General features: G+C 61.3%; 22 protein-coding genes. 2 read left to right on the forward strand and 20 right to left on the reverse strand.

Annotated elements, in window-relative coordinates; genetic code table 11:
• Positions 1–93: 93 nt before the first annotated feature.
• The 16 genes from wecB to rfbF form a co-directional block, all read right to left on the reverse strand.
• Positions 94–1,218 carry a non-hydrolyzing UDP-N-acetylglucosamine 2-epimerase gene (gene wecB / locus ACLV8F_RS02995; RefSeq protein WP_411882758.1) on the reverse strand — a complete coding sequence of 375 codons (1,125 nt, stop codon included), beginning with the start codon at positions 1,216–1,218 and terminating at the stop codon, positions 94–96.
• Positions 1,211–2,221: a polysaccharide biosynthesis protein gene (locus tag ACLV8F_RS03000; protein WP_411882759.1), complete on the reverse strand. Its 1,011-nt coding sequence runs from the start codon at positions 2,219–2,221 to the stop codon at positions 1,211–1,213. The genes wecB and ACLV8F_RS03000 overlap by 8 nt, the downstream gene beginning before the upstream one ends.
• 15 nt (positions 2,222–2,236) lie before the next feature.
• The gene (locus ACLV8F_RS03005; protein ID WP_411882760.1) at positions 2,237–3,097 is read right to left on the reverse strand and encodes a dTDP-4-dehydrorhamnose reductase family protein; all 861 of its coding nucleotides are present in this window, start codon (positions 3,095–3,097) and stop codon (positions 2,237–2,239) included.
• Between the two features lie 6 nt (positions 3,098–3,103).
• Positions 3,104–4,339: a glycosyltransferase family 4 protein gene (locus ACLV8F_RS03010; protein WP_411882761.1), complete on the reverse strand. Its 1,236-nt coding sequence runs from the start codon at positions 4,337–4,339 to the stop codon at positions 3,104–3,106.
• Positions 4,336–5,382: a glycosyltransferase gene (locus ACLV8F_RS03015; protein WP_411882762.1), complete on the reverse strand. Its 1,047-nt coding sequence runs from the start codon at positions 5,380–5,382 to the stop codon at positions 4,336–4,338. The genes ACLV8F_RS03010 and ACLV8F_RS03015 overlap by 4 nt, the downstream gene beginning before the upstream one ends.
• A gap of 92 nt (positions 5,383–5,474) precedes the next feature.
• Positions 5,475–5,999 carry a hypothetical protein gene (locus ACLV8F_RS03020; RefSeq protein WP_411882763.1) on the reverse strand — a complete coding sequence of 175 codons (525 nt, stop codon included), beginning with the start codon at positions 5,997–5,999 and terminating at the stop codon, positions 5,475–5,477.
• Between the two features lie 2 nt (positions 6,000–6,001).
• Entirely contained in the window at positions 6,002–6,973 is a 972-nt protein-coding gene (locus ACLV8F_RS03025) for a hypothetical protein (protein WP_411882764.1), read from the reverse strand.
• A 12-nt stretch (positions 6,974–6,985) separates the two neighbouring features.
• On the reverse strand, positions 6,986–7,792 hold the full coding sequence (locus ACLV8F_RS03030; protein WP_411882765.1) for a glycosyltransferase family 2 protein: 807 nt from the start codon (positions 7,790–7,792) through the stop codon (positions 6,986–6,988).
• Complete coding sequence (locus ACLV8F_RS03035) at positions 7,789–8,754, reverse strand: lysylphosphatidylglycerol synthase transmembrane domain-containing protein (RefSeq protein ID WP_411882766.1); 966 nt, start codon at positions 8,752–8,754, stop codon at positions 7,789–7,791. The genes ACLV8F_RS03030 and ACLV8F_RS03035 overlap by 4 nt, the downstream gene beginning before the upstream one ends.
• A gap of 31 nt (positions 8,755–8,785) precedes the next feature.
• A complete protein-coding gene (locus ACLV8F_RS03040; RefSeq protein ID WP_411882767.1) occupies positions 8,786–9,727 on the reverse strand; it encodes a glycosyltransferase family 2 protein in 942 nt (313 codons plus the stop codon).
• Positions 9,724–10,656, reverse strand: a complete 933-nt coding sequence (locus tag ACLV8F_RS03045; protein WP_411882768.1) for an NAD-dependent epimerase/dehydratase family protein — start codon at positions 10,654–10,656, stop codon at positions 9,724–9,726. The genes ACLV8F_RS03040 and ACLV8F_RS03045 overlap by 4 nt, the downstream gene beginning before the upstream one ends.
• A complete protein-coding gene (locus tag ACLV8F_RS03050) occupies positions 10,656–11,579 on the reverse strand; it encodes a transketolase family protein (RefSeq protein WP_411882769.1) in 924 nt (307 codons plus the stop codon). Before ACLV8F_RS03050 ends, ACLV8F_RS03045 begins: the two co-directional genes overlap by 1 nt.
• A complete protein-coding gene (locus tag ACLV8F_RS03055; protein WP_411882770.1) occupies positions 11,576–12,376 on the reverse strand; it encodes a transketolase in 801 nt (266 codons plus the stop codon). Before ACLV8F_RS03055 ends, ACLV8F_RS03050 begins: the two co-directional genes overlap by 4 nt.
• A gap of 32 nt (positions 12,377–12,408) precedes the next feature.
• On the reverse strand, positions 12,409–13,731 hold the full coding sequence (rfbH, locus tag ACLV8F_RS03060) for a lipopolysaccharide biosynthesis protein RfbH (protein ID WP_411882771.1): 1,323 nt from the start codon (positions 13,729–13,731) through the stop codon (positions 12,409–12,411).
• Positions 13,732–13,736: 5 nt separating this feature from the next.
• Positions 13,737–14,813, reverse strand: a complete 1,077-nt coding sequence (gene rfbG / locus ACLV8F_RS03065) for a CDP-glucose 4,6-dehydratase (protein ID WP_411882772.1) — start codon at positions 14,811–14,813, stop codon at positions 13,737–13,739.
• A complete protein-coding gene (gene rfbF / locus ACLV8F_RS03070) occupies positions 14,810–15,586 on the reverse strand; it encodes a glucose-1-phosphate cytidylyltransferase (protein ID WP_411882773.1) in 777 nt (258 codons plus the stop codon). The genes rfbG and rfbF overlap by 4 nt, the downstream gene beginning before the upstream one ends.
• Positions 15,587–15,771: 185 nt before the next feature.
• On the opposite strand from rfbF, the gene ACLV8F_RS03075 reads away from it, so the two are divergent.
• Complete coding sequence (locus ACLV8F_RS03075) at positions 15,772–16,371, forward strand: hypothetical protein (protein ID WP_411882774.1); 600 nt, start codon at positions 15,772–15,774, stop codon at positions 16,369–16,371.
• Positions 16,368–16,859, forward strand: a complete 492-nt coding sequence (locus ACLV8F_RS03080) for a hypothetical protein (protein WP_411882775.1) — start codon at positions 16,368–16,370, stop codon at positions 16,857–16,859. Before ACLV8F_RS03075 ends, ACLV8F_RS03080 begins: the two co-directional genes overlap by 4 nt.
• Here the strand turns inward: ACLV8F_RS03080 and ACLV8F_RS03085 are convergent.
• From ACLV8F_RS03085 to hisF, 4 genes are all read right to left on the reverse strand, one after another.
• Positions 16,847–18,085, reverse strand: a complete 1,239-nt coding sequence (locus ACLV8F_RS03085) for a hypothetical protein (protein WP_411882776.1) — start codon at positions 18,083–18,085, stop codon at positions 16,847–16,849. The two genes, ACLV8F_RS03080 and ACLV8F_RS03085, sit on opposite strands and share 13 nt — an antisense overlap.
• Positions 18,086–18,166: 81 nt before the next feature.
• On the reverse strand, positions 18,167–18,862 hold the full coding sequence (locus ACLV8F_RS03090) for a cytidylyltransferase domain-containing protein (protein ID WP_411882777.1): 696 nt from the start codon (positions 18,860–18,862) through the stop codon (positions 18,167–18,169).
• Positions 18,859–19,503, reverse strand: a complete 645-nt coding sequence (gene hisH / locus ACLV8F_RS03095; RefSeq protein ID WP_411882778.1) for an imidazole glycerol phosphate synthase subunit HisH — start codon at positions 19,501–19,503, stop codon at positions 18,859–18,861. Before hisH ends, ACLV8F_RS03090 begins: the two co-directional genes overlap by 4 nt.
• Entirely contained in the window at positions 19,493–20,260 is a 768-nt protein-coding gene (gene hisF, locus ACLV8F_RS03100; RefSeq protein ID WP_411882779.1) for an imidazole glycerol phosphate synthase subunit HisF, read from the reverse strand. The genes hisH and hisF overlap by 11 nt, the downstream gene beginning before the upstream one ends.

Below are 20,260 nucleotides of genomic sequence, written 5' to 3' on the forward strand. Positions count from 1 at the left end.
TCAGGTGGTGGTTTCTGGATGGCATGGCTTTTTTGAGGTCAACGGCGTGAGCAATCGCACGCGCGGTATTGGCTAGTGCAGGAATCTTGCGGCTTATTTTCCCCAGACCGTCCGGTTGACGTAGTCCACATAACTGAGCACGACGCGCGTCACTTGCTTGGACACGGGCCCGGTCTGGTAGTCGTCCACCACCCGCATACGGGGGCCGGCAGCCGCATGCTGCGACATGACGACCTGGATCGCCTCAAGCACGCGTTCCTTGCGCAGGCCGCTCATGACCAGCGTGCCCACGTCCATGCCTTCGGGGCGCTCGTGCGCGTCGCGTATGGTGACGGCCGGCAGGTTCAGCAGGGAAGCTTCTTCGGTGATCGTGCCGCTGTCGGAAATCACGCAGGCCGCGCCCATCTGCAGCTTGATGTAGTCGAAAAATCCGAAGGCCTTGGAAAACTGGATCAGCGGGTCAAACGTCGCGCCTTCAAGCAGGTCCAGCCGTTTGCGGGTGCGCGGATGCGTGGAGACGATGACCGGCATCCTGTATTTGGCGGCCAGCGCATTAAGCGTGTCCACCAGGTCTTGCAGGTTTGCCGGGGTATCGACATTTTCTTCGCGGTGCGCACTGACGACAAAGAATTCCCGTGCCTTCAGGCCCAGCCGCTCCATCACGTCCGACTTTTCAATCTGGGGCATGTAATGCGCCAGCACCTCGCACATGTGCGAGCCGGTCTTGATGATGGTTTCGGGACGTATGCCTTCGGCGATCAGGTAGCGGCGGGCATGCTCGGTCAGGACCATGTTGATATCGCTTAAATGGTCCAGCACCTTGCGATTGAGCTCTTCCGGAACACGCTGGTCGAAGCAGCGGTTGCCGGCTTCCATGTGGAAAACCGGCACCTTGCGGCGCTTGGCGGCAATGACGGCCAGGCAGGTATTGGTGTCACCGTAAAGCAGGATGGCGTCCGGCTTCTCAAGGACCAGCACGTCGTCGGCTTTTTCAATGACGGAAGCGATGGTCTTGGCGGCCGTCTCGCCGGCCACTTCGAGGAAGTGGTCGGGCTTGCGGATGCCGAGGTCGTCAAAAAAGACCTGGTTCAGTTCATAGTCGTAGTTCTGGCCGGAGTGCACCAGCACGTGGTCGACCTGGGCGTCCAGCTCGGCGATCACCCGGCTCATCTTGATGAGCTCGGGCCGGGTGCCCACCAGCGTCATGACCTTAAGCATGAAGCGCCTCACGCACTTCCGAAAGCTTCATCAGGGTGGCCTTGACGCCGTCGATGTCCAGGCGTTCCGTGTTGTGCGAGGTGTAGTCGTCCAGCTCGGAGATGTGCGCCTCGCCCTCGACGAAATACTTGTCGTAATTGAGGTCGCGGTTGTCCGCGGGAATCCGGTAATACCGCCCCATGTCCTCGGCCTTCGCCATTTCTTCGCGCGAAATCAGCGACTCGTAGAGCTTTTCGCCGTGGCGCGTGCCGATGATCTTCACGGGCTTGCTGTCGCCGAACAGCTGCTGCAAAGCCGCCGCAAGGTCGGCCACCGTCGAGGCCGGGGCCTTCTGCACGAACAGGTCGCCCTGCTGGGCATGTTCGAACGCATGCAGCACCAGGTCGACCGAATCCTCCAGGGACATCAGGAAGCGCGTCATGTTGGGGTCGGTGACGGTCAGGGCCTTGCCGGCCTTGATCTGGTTGATGAACAGCGGGATCACGGACCCACGGGACGCCATCACGTTGCCGTAGCGCGTCGAACAGACCACGGGGCCCGACGCTGAAATGGTGCGCGACTTGGCCACGGTGAGTTTTTCGGCCATGGCTTTGGAGATGCCCATGGCATTGATCGGGTAGACCGCCTTGTCCGTGCTCAACACCACGACGCGCTTGCAGTTGTTGGCAATGGCCGCGTTGAGCACGTTTTCGGTGCCCAGCACATTGGTTTTCACCGCTTCCATCGGGTAGAACTCGCAGGATGGCACCTGCTTGAGCGCCGCCGCGTGGAACACATAGTCCACACCGCGCAAGGCGTCGTTGACGCTCTGGTATTCGCGGACGTCGCCGATGTAGAACTTGACTTTGTCGTTGTTCAGCGCAATCCGCATGTCTTCCTGCTTCTTCTCATCGCGGCTGAATATCCGGATTTCGGAAAAATCGGAATCCAGAAAGCGCTGGAGCACGGCGTTGCCGAAGGAACCCGTCCCGCCGGTGATCAGAAGTACTTTATTTTTGAACATTGCAAACCTTCAATATCATTTTTCCGCCTCATGCATCACGCGCACCATGTTTTCCCACGACGGCGCCCGGTAGCCCGTCGCCTGCCGGAACCGCGATGAGTCGAGCGACCGGTCTATCACCATCGCGTCGTCCGGCAACACGTCGATGGTTTTCCCATACTGCGCGGCCACCAGCTTCAGGAGGTCGAACTTGCTGATGGGCGCGGATGAAACATGGTAGAGGCCATGCAGCAAAGCATCGGGCAATACAACATCGCGCATGACCCGCGCCAGCTCGATCGCGGTCATGCCTGAAAAAATGCTGCGCCTGAAACCATGGACCGCGCCTTGCTGGGCCAGAAACCAGTCCACCAGCGCGCGGCTGGAGTTGAGCTCGCGCCCGACGATGGAAGTTCTCAAGGTCACCGCATGCCCGAGGTCACGCAGTTCACCGATGTATTTGGATTTGCCGTACAAATCCTCGGCATCGGACGTATCGGCCTCCGTGTACATGCCCTTGCGGCCGGAAAATACACAGTCCGTGCTGATGTGCAACAAGCGGGCATTGCGGGAGGCGCACAGCGATGCGAGGCGATGCGGCAGCATCGCGTTGATAGGCAGGACCACCAGGGGATCTTCCGCGTGCTCCTTCTGCTTGATCAGGCCGACACAATTGATGACCACGTCCGGGCGCACGCGCTCTAAGGCAGCACGCAGGGCTGCGTCATCCAGAACGTCCACGCCGGTCAGGATGCGGCGCTGCTGGTCGGCTGAAAAATAGTGCAGGAAGGCTTCGTTACGCACAAGGCCCCAGGCTTCATGCGGCGCGTGTCCATCAAATTCCCGAAAAACCGCACTGCCCAGCATGCCGCTTGCGCCGAGTACCAGTACACGCATCTGTAATCACCCTTTCAAGCCAGAGCGGCGCGCCTGCAGTATGTCCACAAGCCGTCCCACCTGGCGATTCATATCAAAATTTGCATCGAAGCAAGCCCGCCCCTTTTGCCCCATGGCGTCCCTCGCGGAAAGCGGCAGGGCGTGCATGCTGCGCATGCAATCGGCCAGGGCCTGCGCATTTTCAGGCTCGCACACCATGCCCGCACCGGCCTCTTCCACCACTTTGCCGCCCTCCCCCTGCAATGCCGCCACAATCGGGCGCCCCGCGGCAAGATAAGCCTGTATTTTGCTCGGCACCGTGTGGTCAAGCACGCCCCCGCTTTTCAGCGTCACCAGCAAGGCCGAAGCCTTGCGGAACAGCTCCGGCATGGATTCGGCCGGGAAACGGCCGGGCAAGGCCAGATTATCCAGCTTTAAAAGGTTTTTTTGGCCCTGGACCCAATCCAGCATGCTGCCGCTGCCCACCAGCACCAGGCAGATTTCGGGCGCGTCCCGCAGCAATACGGCCGCCTGCACCACGGTTTCGACCGCCTGTGCCTTGCCTATATTGCCGGCAAACACCACACAAAATTTCTGTGCCAAAAGGCTGGAGAGTTCCGCCGGCAACGCGTCCGGCCCCCCCGCCGGCACGTCGGGATCCACGGAATTGGGGAAATAAACCAGTTTTTCGGGGTCGGCATAACGCGCCGTGGGAGCCTGAAAAGCCCTGGATTGCAGCAGCAGCGTGTCGCAGCGAGCGTAGATCCAGCGCACCATCCCGCCCACCGCCTTCAGCAAGCCGGCATTACGGACAAACCCCGTCGCCGCCAGGCTTTCGGGCCACATGTCCTGCACCCACACGGCAAGGTGCGCCCGTTTCAGCCATTTCAGCAGGATCGCGGGGATTACCTGGGTGATCGGCGAAGGCGCAAACACCACGATGGCATCAAAGGAACGCGAGCGCAGCAGCCAGGGGAAACACAACAAGCCGGAAAAGACAAAAGACAGGTAGTTCAGGGCCAGGTTGACGCCGCCGCCCCGCCCCCTGGGCCAGATCGGCACACGCACCACATCCACTTTGTCCAGGAAGCGCTCCCGCACCATGCCGCCGGCACGGTAACCCGGGAACACCCGGCCATCGGGGTAATTGGGTTTGCCCGTGGCCACCACCACCTCGTGACCGCGTTCCGCAAGCTTGCGGACGAAATCACCGATGATGAAATTTTCAGGCCAGAAATACTGGCTGACGATCAGTATTCTCAAGACTTCGCCGTTTCAAGAATGGTCCGCAGGAAGGCCTCTGGCGTGCGTAGCGGCGTAGCGGGGTCTGAGACGGCCAGGAAGCGCTTCACCGCCCGTGCGATCGACACTGCCGATGCAGGATCGAAGGTCTGTTGCGGTGCGGCCACATCACGCACGTAATCGAGCTCGGCGGCCACGATAGGCATGCCCCGCTGTTCCGCCTCGATCAGGGGCAACCCGAAAGACTCCAGCAGCGACGGGTAGATCAGGGCACGCGCGCCGGCGTAGAGATTGCCTGTATCAGATAGCGGCACGGCGCCGATATTGGTTATCTGCAAGCCGTGCCGGACGGATAGATCGCGCAGCTCCCGGCACAGCATGGGGAACGCGGCATCGTCCAGCGTCAGGCGCAATGTCGGGAAAAGGCCTTCCTCCGCCAGGAGACGCCAGGCCTCCAGCAGGCGCCCATGGTTCTTGTGCGCTTCGCCGGAAGCGACGTAGACGAAATCCACCGGCGGCTGGGAACCGGGACTGGCCGGGACATGGGACGGGGATTTCTCCGCACCGAACGGAATCACCTCGACAGGCACTCGCCCGCGCGTCTTCTGCTCCAGGAGTCGCTTCATGGACGCCGTCTGCACAACATACAGATCGGCATTGGCAAGTCTGCTTTTGAACCACAGCCGTTCCAACTGCAGCCTGAGCCGGGTGGTAAATGGCAGCCGGCCCAGGCTGACAGCTTCGACCAGGTAGCGGTTCTGCACAAATACCACCACGGGGCAGCGCAGCGCGAAAAGCGGAGGCAGATTGCCGAAGCACAGCACGACGTCCTCCGCGCGCGCATTCGATTGAAGCCATTTCTCGGCGGAGAACCTGCCGGCGATGGTCGGCGGGACCTTACGGACTTCGATGCCGGCGGCCATGTCCGGCGGAAGCACCATACGGCGATCCACCTGTGCAACGGCATTCAACGGAGGCCGGGCAGCGCCCAACAACGCGGACAGCAGCGTTTTCCCGCCGCCGCCATGGATATTGGCGCCATGAATGATCAGGCGGTTTGCCATCTGCGTTCACGCTTCCCGCGGCCGCGCGCGCAGCCAGGCATCGTCTGCGATATGCGGACGCTGTGGTTCGGCAACGCGACGGCCGTCGATCTTCATAGGATGTCCGCGCTGGCCGCTCGATGGCGGCAGGCATCAGGTGCGTACTTGCTTTCCAGCGTGCCCTTGTTGGCCATGACGTAGGGGTTACGCGAACGTGTAAGGGACGATGTGCAGACCCAGATGATTTTCCGCGACGAGACGGCGCCCGCCTCAGCCGCCTGCGCGAGCGGCAACAGTCCCGCGCCCGCTTCAATCATGGGAATGAGCTTCAGGCTTTTCCCTCCGCCACCGATCTCTGCAAAGGTCAATGTAATTATCCCCGTCGGCGCGGCAATCTCGACTGCCGCCTGGTTCTTGAGCACCACCGGCACCCATGCCGCGTCGAATGCGGCCCCCTTGAGCGCATTGCCGCCCACCAGTGCCTGTGCATCGGCCGCCAGTGGCAATAGGGCGGCCACCTGCCGGCGTATGCGATAGCTTTCGAGCGCCGCGGGAAGGTGGGTGACAACCAGCACCGCCAGCGACAGCAGGGCCACCACATCCACCAACGAGCGTGATTTTAGGTCAGGAAATTTCAATTTTAGGGGAACCCATGGCCGTGAACGATGATGTTCGAGACAAGACCGAACGACTTGTAGGCGAGATAGGCAAGGGTTGCCAGGACGCCAACGTTGAGCCCGGCATTCGCCCTCAGTCCGTAATACAGGAAGATGAAGTAGCCGAGCATGTTCAGCCGCGAGCCGCCCAGTATGACGATGCCAATCATCACCGGCAGGAAGCTCAGCACCGGTCCGATCAACCTTTTCGCATAGAAACACGAAAATCCAAGCAGGATCAGGACGGGCACCAGCGACGTGAAGCTGAATGCCTCCCGCGTAGCAATGTAGGTATTGAGTTTCCAGAGTAGGTAGTTGGACTTGAATGCGAGACCCACCGCAATCAGCCCAGCGGGCAATGCGAACTTAAGCCAAGTACTTCGATGCAATTCACCTTTCTCCACTTTCGCGAGAAAGCCGGACAGCCAGACCCCTAGCCATATGGGGAACATCGAGAAATGGGACCAGATCGACATGAATGAAAAAACGAACATGCGGACGGGCTTTCCGGTGCTCAGCAGCGCCAGAACCAGGAACAGAAAACCGAACTTGAGGCGCTCGGCGGCAAAATAGAGAACGAGAACGTAGAAGTTCGTGGCAACGATGGCGGCGGCAATCCGGATATCGGCACCCCAGGTCAGAAACAGCCTCATTGAGTAAGCAGCCAGGATGCCGTTGCATACCGACATCAGGAGGTCCTTGTCGATTTCGAGCGTGCTACCTATCAGGGAAACCAGGTAGTGCATACCCTCGGCGCCGGATATCCTCGACTGATAGGCAAGCTGACCTGCCTCCCAGCTCATGCCAGGCAAGATACTGTAAGTGCTGTGATAGTTGGCCTGATCCGCCTGTGTATAGAGGCCGGATAGGACCAGGCTACCGAAGAAGACCAGAAAACCCAGCAGCAAACAAACCAGTTCCTGGCTTCTTCTGTCCGCTTGGGATACGTTATTCATGGCGGGCATCAATCACTTGAGCATTATCAGCTTCTTGACGAGCGAAGCCGGCAGGAGCCGCTTCATCGCCGACCTGAACATCGAACTGATGACACGCCCCCAGAAGTAAAGACGGATCAAGGGGCGCGCGCGCCCCTGGCACACGGCATCCCGGGACGCCAATATGGTCCTGACGCGGTTGCCTTCCGAAAGGCCTCCGGTCAACACGCTCGAGACAATCTGCTCCGTCTTCAGAAAACCGGCGCCCGCACGGTAGGCCTGGTAGAAAAATTCCAGGTCGGCGGCAATCCGGTTCGCGGCATTGAATGGATGCTCACGGTGGTAGCCGACCTCCGCAAACGCAGACTGGTGCGAGAACTGCATGCCCTGCCAGAGCCTGGCCGGCCTGCCGGGTTGCTCGATCCGCTTGAAATCCGGATACCTGATTTCCACACCGCCATAAATCACCGTATTGCCTCCGGTCGGCACAGAGAAAACTCTGGTCAGCGTGTCCGCGGAATGAAACGCGTCCCCGGCGTTCATGAAATTGATCCATGCACCGGTCGCCAGCCGCAGTCCCTTGTTCATGGCATCGTAGATACCCTGATCCTTCTCGCTGCGCCAGCAGGAAATTCTCTGCGTATACTTCCTGACGATGTCCAGGGTGCCGTCGGTGGAACCACCGTCTATGACGATGTATTCGAGGTGCGGATAATCCTGGTCCAGCACGCTGAGAATGGTGGTCTCGAGGTGCATCTCCCCGTTGAAGACGACGGTCACCACCGAAACCTTGGGCAACCCACAGGCGGAGCCCGCAATGTCGCGCGCTGCCAGCGTCATTGCGCGGCTCCCTGCCGCGAAACCCGCAACAGTCCGACTGCAGCCCAGCCCAGCCCGACCGCGAACCAGAGGGTCAACAACCGGCATACGAGCGTGAGCAAAAGCGCATCGGGCATCGCGAACCCGTAGCCAACCAGCAACGCCACCAGCAAGACCTCGGTGGTGCCCAGTCCGCCCGGCAGAAATGAAAGCGCACCGACGACGATGGCGGAAGCGTATATCCCGATCGAATCTCCGAAGCCTATGGAGGTCTGCGGGACGATCTGTGCCAAAACAAAAAGCGTCGTGCATTCCGCGCCCCAGGCGAGAGCGCCCAGCAGCAGACCGCCGGTCAGCCCGCGCAATGTCAGGAGCTGCTTCGCCGACAGCGTCGCATTCAAGATTGCATCCCCGATGGCGTCCAGGCGCGGCTTGCGGACGAAGGGGACCCGGACTATCCTGCGCAACTGCTCCGCATCGAGCATGGCAATCGCGAGGACAACCACCGGCACGCACAGGCCGGCTATCGCCAGCAAGGTGCCGTAACCCTTGGCCTGAAAGCCCAGGAACACCAGTGCCAGACAGACAACAACGCCGAGGTCGACGAGGCGTTCGACGAAGAATGCAGCCGCCACGGCGCTCAATGGAATCCCGTAGCGGTGATAGTAGGTCGCCTTCATCAACTCGCCCACCTTGCCCGGGGCAAGCGTGTACGCAAACCCGGCGATATAGGTCAGCACGCCGAAAAGCAGTGGAAAGTCGTAACCCAGCTGCTGCAGGTACATGCGCCAACGCACCGCGCGGACGACGTAGCCGGTGAACGCGAGCGCGAGTACGCAGGCATACACCCCGTAGGCTTGGGGCAATGCCCGGAGATCGACCTTCCGCAGGTCCCCCTGGAACAGGAGGAAGCACACCAGGAAAAAGGCGGCAATCGCCGCGTGCGGAATGTACGCAATCCAGCGCGGCAGCGGCTTGTTCATCGTTGCCACGACCGTCGCAAGCGCCGCCGTCTCATTCGAAATTTACCCGTTCAAGCTCGACGACCAGCGGCCGCTTCAATGCCTGGGTATGGATGTTGCCCACATACTCGCCGAGGAATCCGATGACCATCAGTTGAATGGACCCGAAGAAGAACATGCCAATGACGAGCGGGGCAATCCCCAGGCTCATTTCGTCCCAGTGAAGGATCTTGACGATCAGATACATCACCGCGATCAGCAGGCTCAGGAGCGATGCCATGAAACCAAAAATGGTGCATATCCGAAGCGGCAGCTTGGAATGCGTGGTGATCCCGAGCATGCCGATGTCGTACAAGGTGTAGAAATTGTTCTTGGTAATGCCGCGCGATCGCACCGGCTGGTTGTAGGGGTACAGGTACTTGGAGAAACCGACTTCGCAGATCAGTCCGCGCCAGTAGGGATACGCATCGTCGATCGAGCGGATCGCGTCGATCACGCGCCGGTCGTAGAGCCCAAAGCCCGTGAAGTTCTTGACCAGCTGCACTTCCGAGAGCTTGGTGACGAGCGCGTAATACATCTTCCGCACAAAGAAGAAGACTGGCGATTCGGCGCTCGTTTTTTTGATGCCCAGCACCATCTGGTGTTCGCCCTTCTCCCATATGCGCACGAACTCGGCAATCAATTCAGGTGGATCCTGGAGGTCGGCAACAAGCGAAAAGACGGCATCGCCCCTGGCTTGCTTCATGGCATGGACGGGTGAGCGGATATGGCCGAAATTTCGTGAGTTGACGATCAGCTTGATGCGCTTGTCCGCCGCGCAGAGCCGCTTCACGATGGCTGCGGTCTGGTCGCCAGAGGCGTTGTCGATCACGATATGCTCGTAGTCGTACTCGGGAAGCTGGGACTCGAAGACCGTCCTCACCCGCGAGATCAGCTCTTCGATATTGCCCTCTTCATTGAAGGCGGGGGTCACAATACTGATGAGTTTTTTCATGTCGCGCGTCCGTTGAGAATTTTTTCGGACTCTCCGAGTATGCAATCCAGCGAGCCGAAAGCGGGGCGATATCCGTATCCTTCGGCGGCCCGGCTTTTCGAGTAATAGTTGATTTTTCCGCCGCGCCCGGAAGCCGGCGTGTCCGCGGCCATCCTGTACTGCAATCCGAAACGCTCCTGCAATGCCGCGAACAGGGAAAGCTTGTCTACCGGAGCCTGGCTGTAGCAATCGACGGCCGCATTGCCCGGCGGCGCTTTCAGCACCGCCTTGACCAGTTGCATGAAATCGGCCGGATGAAGATAGTCGCGCATGATATTGTTGCCCGATGCCGTCAACAGCGTACCGCTTTTGATGGCGCGTATCGCATCCGCCATCAGGTAGCTCGCCGACATATCCTGAGTATGGCTGAAGTAGCTGAAGACGCGCAGGTCGATTATGGCCTCTTCCGGCCTGGCGCGATGGCGGCATTCGGCGTGAAGCTTGGCCACGCCGTACCAGTCGCCGGGGCACAGGCGATTGATAGCCACTTGCGCAGGCTCCTCACCCGTGACCGGCGCCGCGAAGTCGCCGCCATAGACGGCACCGCTGCTCAGGAAAATATACCGGCAGGCCGGATGTTTCCTCAGATAGCGCAGCGCCATGTCGTCATAAGCCTGCGTCACGTCGAGAATGGATGAGCCCAGCGCCAGCGCCTTGGCCGGATCTCCGACGCCCACGAAGTTGATGATGGCATCGAAGGCCTGGTCGCCGGGGAATGCATCCAGGGATGCATTCGCGGCCGGGGCAGGGAGATCGCGGGGCGCCAGCCACGCCTGGACGGCATCCGGCCTTCGCGCGTAGAGGAAGAGCTCATCCCCACCGGTTTCGAGCAGGAGGGCGACCAGATCTCTTGCGACCTCGCTGGTTGCGCCCAGGATGGCAATGCGCATCAGTCGGCCTGCTCAAGGAAGGCGGCCATGCGCACCTCAATCGCCGCCTGGTCGAGCCCGTGCTCGCGCAGGAGGTATTCGTAGCTGCCGCAATGGTGCGAAAAGCGATCCGACGTTCCGATCCGCAGTATCCGGACGGGCGCGGATTCACCGGCGATTTCCGCAATGGCCGCCCCCAGGCCGCCCAGGACCGAATGCTCTTCCAGAACGACCACCGCACGATGCCGGCGGCAGATATCGGCGACCTGCCGCGAATCGATGGGCTTGATGCTGGGCACGCTCCAGACCGAGGCGCCGGGAAAACGATCCGCGGCGATTTTCTTCGCGGTGCTGACCATCGAGCCGGTGGCGATCAATGCCACCTCGGCGAATGGACCGCCGGTGACGACGGGAAAGACGCCGCCCACGTCCATGCCCGGCGTCGCCGCATGCACGTCGCCGCGGTCGGACTTGCCAAGGCGGAGATACACCGGCGATCTCGAGGCGTGGGCCCAACGCATGCAGACCGGCACTTCAAAGCGGTCCGCCGGCGAAAAAATCGAGAGGTTCGGGATGGACCTGGTGCACGCGATGTCTTCGGTCGCCTGGTGGCTGGTCCCCAGATGGCTGTAGACGAAGCCGGCACCGTCGCCGATAAACACCACAGGGAGATTGTCGTGCGCCACATCGAGCTTGATCTGCTCGACAACGCGTATCGGAATGAAGGCGCTCAGGCCATACACAAAGGGATGAAAACCGCTGCGCGCCAGACCCGCGGCGACGCCTACCATATTCTGCTCGGCGATCCCCGCATTGATGTATTGCTGCGGGCACGCCTTGCGAAAGCTGTCGAACAAGGCATAGCCATGATCACCGGTCAGCAGCAGTATGCGCGGGTCGGCCTTGGCCAGGCTGACCAGTGTTTCGCTGAACGCCGCTCTCATGATTCGCCCCGCACCACTTCTTCGACGGCCAGGGCATACGTCTCGGCATCGAGCCGCGTGTAATGCCAGATGTTGTTGTTCTCCATGAAGCTGACGCCCTTGCCTTTCACCGTCCGGGCTATAAGTGCCTTGGGCCGGCGCGACGGATCCGACCAGAGTTGCCGGATCGCCGCGTCGATCGCCGCTTCGTCATGGCCATCGACCTCAAGCGCATCGAAACCGAAGCTCAGGAACTTGTCCTTGATGGAGCCCAGGCGAATCACGTCGTCGGTGGCACCCATGGCCTGGAGGCCGTTCTCGTCCACCATCACCATGAAGTTGTTCAACTCATGGTGGGCGGCAAACATGGCGCCCTCCCAGATCGGCCCTTCGTTCAATTCGCCATCGCCCACGATGGCGTAGGTCTTCTGCCCGGTGCCGTTGAGCTGTGCGCCCAGGGCCAGGCCCACGCCAACGGAAAAGCCGTGGCCTAGCGAGCCGGACGTGACCTCCAGGCCTGGAATGCGCGAGTCGGACAAACCCTTCAAGTCGCTGCCGTCGGAAAAGTAGGTGGCGATGGCCTCTTGCTGGAGCCAGCCTTTTTCGTACATGCAGGCGTACTGCGCCATGACGCCATGCCCCTTGCTCAGGACCAGGTAGTCGCGGCCGGCCGCGTCGGGCGCGTTGCCGGGATAGCGCAGGTGATCGCGGTACAGGACCGCCAGCAACTCGATGATGGAGAACGCGCAACCGATATGCACGGTGGCGCCCGCATAGGCCATGTCCAGGACAGTCTTGCGCAAGTTTTTGCAGTCCATGGCCATGTTCTCTTGCGGGCTGGTCACATGGTTCAAAAGTTGACGCCCAGGAAGGTTTCTATCTTCCGCGCCGCGAAGTCGAGCATCTCCTCGCCCAGGCTGGGCTGGACGCCGATCCAGAATGTGTTGTTCATCACGTTGTCCGTGTTGGTGAGGTCGCCGCTGACGCGGTACTTCGCATTCGCCATATAGGGCTGGCGCGTCAGGTTGCCGGCGAACAGAAGCCGGGTGCCGACCTTGTTCTGATCAAGGTAGGTCAGCAGGTCGAGGCGACTCACCGGGCTCTCGTCCGTGAGTGTGATGGGGAAGCCGAACCAGGACGGGTCGGAGTGCTCGGTCGCCACCGGCAGGGACAGGAACTCCTGGCAATCCTGCAGGCGCTGGTGCAGGAACGCGAAGTTCGTTTTGCGCGCCTGGATGAAGGCAGGCGCCTTCTCGAGCTGCGCCAGTCCGCACGCGGCCTGCATATCGGTGATCTTGAGGTTGTACCCCAGGTGGCTGTAGGTGTACTTGTGGTCGTACCCCTCAGGCAGGTCGCCCAGCTTCCAGCAGAACCGCTTGCCGCAGGTGTTGTCCTTGCCCGGAGGGCAGTAACAATCCCGGCCCCAGTCGCGAAAGCTTTCGGCGATGGTTTTGAGTTCGTCGTGCCGGGTGAACACCGCGCCGCCCTCGCCCATGGTGATGTGGTGGGCGGGATAGAAACTCAGGGTTCCGATGTCGCCAAAGGTACCGACCATCTGGCCGCGATAGGTCGAACCCAGCGCATCGCAGCAGTCCTCGATCAGCCAAAGATTGTGCCGCTTGCACAGCTCGGTGACCACGTCGAGATTGAACGGGTTGCCGAGCGAATGCGCCAGCATGATGGCCTTGGTTTTCGGCGAGATGGCGGCCTCTATCTTGCTCGCGTCGATATTGTGGGTCAGGCGGTCGACATCCACAAAAACCGGCACCGCGCCGAACTGCAGTATCGGATTGACGGTGGTGGGGAATCCGGCGGCGACGCCTATCACTTCATCGCCGGGCTGGATTGCCCGGTCGCCGAGTTTGGGGGAGGTCAGCGTGCTGAAGGCCACGAGGTTCGCCGAAGACCCGGAGTTCACGGTAATCAGGTGCTTGATGCCGATGAACGCGGCCAGTTTTTTTTCGAACTCGGCATTGAAGCGGCCCGTGGTCAGCCATCCATCCAGCGAGGCGGCCACCATGTTCTTCAGCTCCCCCGCGCCCAGCAACTTGCCCGACGGGGGCACAGCGGTGGCGCCCGGAAGGAAGGGCTGGGGCGCGAACGTGATCGAGGCGTACTCGTCGACCAGCCTGGCGATCTCTTCACGTATGGATTCTGTTCTTGCGTTTTGCATGCTGTTCAATTTTGCGCCTGCGATTGATACGCGGCAATCTGTTCCAATGTCAGGGCGCGCGCATCCGCGCCGCCTTGCTGACCCCTTGCCCACTCCACCACCAGCGCCAAGGCCCGGGGGAGCGACAACTGCGGATGCCAATCCAGCCGGCTGCGCGCCTTGGAGATGTCAAGCTTGAGATAGTGTGCCTCGTGCGGGTTCACGCCTTCGACGGGCTGCCATCCGGCACCGCCGCCCCACGCCTTCGCCAGCTCGTCGGCCACCCAGCTGACCGGCCGGGCGTCGGCATCGTTCGGCCCGAAATTCCAGGCTTCCGCGTACGCGGGCCCTTGCGTGTACAAGCGCTCCGCCAGGGTGAGATAACCACATAGCGGCTCCAGCACGTGCTGCCACGGGCGTATCGCATTCGGGTGCCGTATCTGCACTGCCTTGCCGCCGGCAAATGCGGCGAGGATATCCGGCACCAGCCTGTCCTGCGCCCAGTCGCCTCCGCCGATCACATTCCCGGCCCGTGCGGTGGCCACGGCCACGCCGTGCGCGGCATAGGCATCGGGATTGAAGTAGGAGGACCGGTAGGCCGCGCTCACCAGCTCGGCGCAACCCTTGCTGCTGCTGTAGGGGTCGTAGCCGCCCATGGCTTCGTTTTCACGGTAGCCCCAGGCCCACTCCCTGTTTTCGTAACACTTGTCGGTCGTCACCACCACAACCGCCTTGACGCCGGCCGTCTGGCGCACGGCCTCGAGCAGGTGCACCGTGCCCATGACATTCACGGCATAGGTATCGACGGGCGCGTCGTAGGAAACACGCACCAGCGACTGCGCGGCCATGTGGATCACGATTTCCGGCGCGGCGTTGGCGACGGCCTCCGCCAGAGCGGCGGCATCGCGGACATCGCCGACCAGCGAGTGCATCCCACTGCGCACGTCGGCAAGCTCGAACAGGCTGGGCGAGCTGGGCGGTGCCAGCGCATAGCCACTGACGACGGCGCCCAGGCGCTGCAGCCACAACGCCAGCCACGCGCCCTTGAAGCCGGTGTGGCCGGTCAGCAAGACCTTTTTACCCTTCCAGAACCCGGGATTCATCCCCAGACCTTCCACGGCGCCTTGCCCGATGCCCACAATTCATCGAGATGATTCTTGTCGCGCAGCGTGTCCATCGGCTGCCAGAAACCTTCGTGCGGATAGGCCTTCAGTTGCGCGGAGGCGGCCAGCATCTCCAGCGGCTCGCGCTCCCAGCTGGTCTGGTCCCCGGCAATCAGGTCTATGACCTTGGGGGAAAGAACGAAGAAGCCGCCATTGATCATGCCGCCGTCGCCCTTGGGCTTTTCCTTGAAAGACATGACGTTGTGGTCGGGCGCGATATTCAGCGCGCCGAACCTGCCCGGCGGGAACACGGCCGTCAGGGTGGCCAGCCGCTGGTGCTCGCGATGAAAGGCGATTAATTGGGCAATATTGACATTGCTGACGCCGTCGCCATAGGTAAAACAGAATGCTTCCTCGCCCTCAACGAAGCGGGCGATGCGCTTCAGGCGTCCGCCGGTCATGGTTTCCTCACCGGTGTCCACCAGCGTGACACGCCAGGGCTCGGCATAGCGGTGGTGCACTTCCATTTCGTTGCGCTGCAGGTCGAAGGTGACATCCGAGCTGTGCAGGAAGTAGTTGGCGAAGTACTCCTTGATGACATAACCCTTGTAGCCGCAGCAGATGATGAAATCGTTGATCCCGAAATGGGAGTAGATTTTCAGGATATGCCAGAGGATGGGCTTGCCGCCGATATCGATCATCGGTTTGGGCTTGAGGGCGGTCTCTTCGGAGATGCGTGTTCCAAGCCCGCCGGCCAGAATAACGGCTTTCATGTCAGTTCCAGCCGCCTGAGGCGCGCACAAAGAGGTGTTTCAAACGCAGGTGACATCACTGATCGGCGAATACTCGAACCCATCGCGGTACCCATGGAAAGATTGGCGGATAAAACCTTCGTAGTTTAACATGCGCCCGAAGTAGCAATTCCTCTGTACGCCCCCTGCGCCGGACGGAACCAGCTATGGACACCGTTTCAATTTCGGCTATTGGATCCCGCATGTTTCCCTTCCCCAGTTATTCGAGCGATATCGAAAATATCAGCATCTACGGCGCCATCGCCTTTTTTGCGGCGTTCCTGGTTTATATCGTTATCGACAAGACGGCCGCCGGCACCGACAGCTACACACGGGTGAACCGCGTCCACTCGCGAATTTTCCTTGCCTACCTCTGCGTCACGATCGTGGCCGCGCTGGCCGGCGCCGGCATCGACCATCACGCCCTGTTGGGCATTGCGACGGGCGCATTCATCTACTTTTCCCTGCACTACGTGTTTGTTTTCGCCCTGATCGGCATTTGCCGGAAGAGCATCTCGGTGGGCATCATGGCCGCCATGCAGACGCTGGAATCGGAGCAGCAGCCCGTTACGCCGCAAAGCCTGGAATCGCGCATGCAAGCCGGTGGCGTCGGTATCCAGGACCTGAGGGACAGCAGGCTCGGGCAGATGGTCCACCTGGGATTTGCCCGGGAGCAGGCGGCGGTCTATTCGATCACCCGGCTCGGCCGGCGTGTCCATGCCGTCGGCGCGTGGGTGCTGGCAATCTACGGCTTGAAGCGTCTATGAGCCTCTTGCACGTCCTGCAGACGGTCGCCCTGCTCTTTGCCGTCACCCTCATGCTGCATGTACTGCTCTGCCGCGTGACGGGAGGCGCGCGCTTCATGCCCAAGGGGGTGGTGCTGGGCGGCGCCGCCACATTGGCGCTCCTGGCTTATCAACTCTCGGCGCTTCGGCTCGACCTGGTGGAGCTGTATCTGTTTGCGGCGGCCTGGCTGTTCTACCTGATGGTGTTGATCAACCTGCTGAACTCGGTCACGCTGAAAATGCTGGCCTACCTTCACGCGGCGCCGCAAGGCTCGCTCGAGCTTGCGGCCTTCGATACCGCCTTCAATGCGGAAGACGGCCTGCTGACACGCCTGGAGATGATGCAGGGTAGCGGATTGGTCGTGGCGCAGGATGGTGGCCTGCTTCTCACAGCCAGGGGTCGCGCCCTGCTTGGGGCGATCCGGCTGTTGGGGCGCCCCTTTTCGATCGAGCCCGGTCAGGCTTCCTGAGCCGCGGACAAGGGAGCCCTTCCCTCCGCCTGAAGTTTCCAGGCAAACCAGCCCAGCAAACACAGCAGGCTCAAAAGGTGCACGGCAATGAATATACCGGGCGTTGCCTGCACGGCGGTGTAGCGGTGGTGATACGAAATGCCGCACAGGACGACGCCCAGCCAGAGATAGTCGCCCCAGGACAAATCGAGCCGGACATCGGGCAGGCAGCGCAAGGTCAGCAGAGCCATCGGAAGCATGCTGAGGGCGACATAGCGGCTTTGATTGCCCATCTGTACCTGCGGGCCGGGAAGGAAGGCATACGCCATCGGCCCCAATACCATCAGAATCAGGGCGGCATTCTCGGGCACCACCAAACGCCGCATCATCTCCCTGGCCGTGATCCGCCTCCAACATGCCAGCGCGAGCATGCCGATGAAAGGGAGCAACGGCACCAGGACACGGGAAACATGCTCCGCTAACCGAGGGACGGAAAATTGAGCCGATACCAGCCAGGGGAAAAGGGCAAACAGGACCGTGCGTGTAATTGAATTCGGATACGCAAAATGTGCCGACGTCGCGATCAACAAGGCATAGGTGCCTATGGTGACGGCGCCGATCCAGAAACACTTCACCAATGCCGCCCGCTTACCCTGCGCACGGCCGAAGACGGCCAGGGTGTAGAGCAACACGCCGGGCAAGAGCAGCAGCGACAGCTGCTTGCCCAGGGTGGCAACCACCATGCCAAACAGGATCCAGCCGATCTTGCGATCGATCAGGCCACTCAGGGTGATTGCCAGGCCAAGCACGCAGACCAGGTCGATGAGAAGGCCCGGCACAAAGATGATCAGCCGGTACGAGAACGCCGACAACGAAACGATGAGGAAGAGCAGGCATGCGAATCCGGCGTGCGGCGTACTTCGCCGCAAGACGCCGAAGGATACCCATGCAATGGCGAAGGTCACGAAAAACGCCGCCAGCGTGTAGACCATGCCAAGATCGACGGAGAACAAAACCGAAACGATGCCCACCAGGTAATGCGGAATCCACCGCTGCGAGAAGTGGTAGGCAATACGTTCCGCGGGAAGCCCGGGTGCGGATTGCGAGATGTGCAGGTAAGAGTAGACGTCGGTTGCCTGGACCCAATCGATGGCGGCCGTGAACGGCAACTGGTAGGTCGTGGCATAGAGGAACAGGAGGACCAGCAACACGACGGCCAGTCGGCCGGGAATCTTTTCTGTATTCATGTCATCGAAGGGCTGTGGTCATGAGCGCCGGTGGCGGGGACAGGCGAGCCGCCCGGTAGGAAAAGCCATGCCGGCATGGCATTACTTTGGCAGCGCAAGGCCAAGCAGATACTCGGCCCACTGCCAATCCGTTTCCGTGTCGATGTCGACGCCTTCCATGGGCGAATCCATGACCAGGGGCACCGTTCCTTCATTGCAGAAAGAGCGCGATGCCCGCAGCTCGGCGGGAGAAATAAGGTAGAACGCGCCGTTGAGCGCGTAGGCAGGTGGCAAGGCCTGGGCACGCAGATCCGCCTGGCTACGCTCGACAAAAGGCTTCATCGACACGCCGTCGATCCGGAAACACCACAGCGGATGTGTGCTTGCCGGCGATACGCCGACGACCGAGCGGAACGCATGCGCCCGGAACATGTCCAGCCCCCGCAATACCGATTCCCGGCTGCGGAAGGGCGAGGTCGGCTGCAACAGCAGCAAGCCATCCACGGGGCCATGCAGACCTTCATAGTAGTCAAGCGCATGCAGGGCCACGTCCACCGACGAGGCCTCGTCTGTTGCCAACGCCGCCGGCCGCAACCACGGCACCGATGCGCCCGCTTTGCGGGCGATGTCGCCAATTCCCTCATCGTCCGTGGAAACCACGACGTCGACAATTTCGGGAATCCCCTGCGCGGCCTGGATGCTCCATTCGATCAGAGGCTTGCCCTGTAACGCCCGCGTGTTTTTGCCGGGAAGCCGCTTGGAGCCGCCGCGCGCGGGAACGAGGGCGAGTATCTTCATAGGGACAGGAAATGCTTGAGCACCTTCAGGCCGGCGGTCCCGCTTTTTTCCGGATGAAACTGGCAGCCATGAATATTCGCCCGCCCGATCACCGCACTCACGGCGGCACCGCCGTACTGGCAATCGGCCACGCGGTGTGAGGGGTCTTGCGGGGCGGCCATGAAGGAGTGGACGAAATAGAACGCCTCGCTGGCGCCCATGCCCTGCAACAGCGTGCCGTCCCAACTGCTTCTGCCGGGCGGCAGGGACAGTTCGCTCCAGCCGATGTGAGGCACTTTCTGCGCGCGCCCGTCGCTGGTGCTGGTCGGGATGGGAATCACCCGCCCGGGAATCAGTCCCAAGCCGGCGGTCACGCCGAATTCCTCACTCTCGTCGAGCAACAGCTGCATGCCCAGGCAGATGCCCAGCAGGGGTTTCCCCTGGCGGGCAAAAGCACGCACCACGTCATCCAGTTTGCGGCGTTGCAGCTCGGCCATGGCATCGCGAAAGGCACCGACACCCGGCAGTACGATCCGCGGCGCGGCCAGGATGATTTCCGGGTCGTTTGACACCAGCACAGAAGCGCCGCAATGCTCCAGGCCGCGGCTGACGCTCAGCAGGTTTCCCACCCCGTAATCGATGACGACAACATCAGCGCTCATATGCACGCACCTGGACTCCGCCGGCTTTCGCGGCTTGCCGCAACTCCCCAAGGGTCGCGCGCTCGTAATGGAGGATATCCGCCATCGCCACCGCGTTCGCCCCGCTTTGCCTGACCACCGCGACCAGGTCCTCAGCCTTGCCCATGCCACCGCTTGCGATGACCGGAATGCCGACAGCATCGGTGATCGCCCGCGTTAGCGCCAGATCGAACCCCTGGCGAGTACCTTCGCGATCAATCGACGTCACCAGGATTTCCCCGGCGCCCAAGGCCTCGCCCTTGCGCGCCCACTCGACGACATCGATGCCGCTTCTTTCGCGCCCGGTGTCCGTGTACACCTCCCAGTGGCCGGGGGACTGCTGTTTCGCCTCGATCGACAGCACCATGCACTGCGACCCGAAACGCCGGGAAACCTCATGGATCAGCTCGGGGCGGAGCACCGCGGCGGTGTTGATCGCCACCTTGTCGGCACCGGCGCCGAGCAGGTCGCTGACATCCTCGACACTGCGGATGCCACCGCCCACCGTGATGGGAATGAAGACATCCTTGGCGGCCGCGCGGATGATGTCCGTCAGCTTGTTGCGCCCGTACAGGCTGGCGACGATGTCGATATACAGCAGCTCGTCCGCGCCCTGCTCGTAGTATTTCTTCGCGTATTCACCGGGATCGCCGATAACACGCAAGCCTTCAAGGTGTACTCCCTTGATCAGGTTCGGGCCCTTGATATCGAGCCGGGCAATAAGACGGGTATTGCTCAT

The sequence above is a fragment of the Polaromonas sp. YR568 genome (genome assembly GCF_943369675.1).
Classification (GTDB): domain Bacteria; phylum Pseudomonadota; class Gammaproteobacteria; order Burkholderiales; family Burkholderiaceae_C; genus Polaromonas.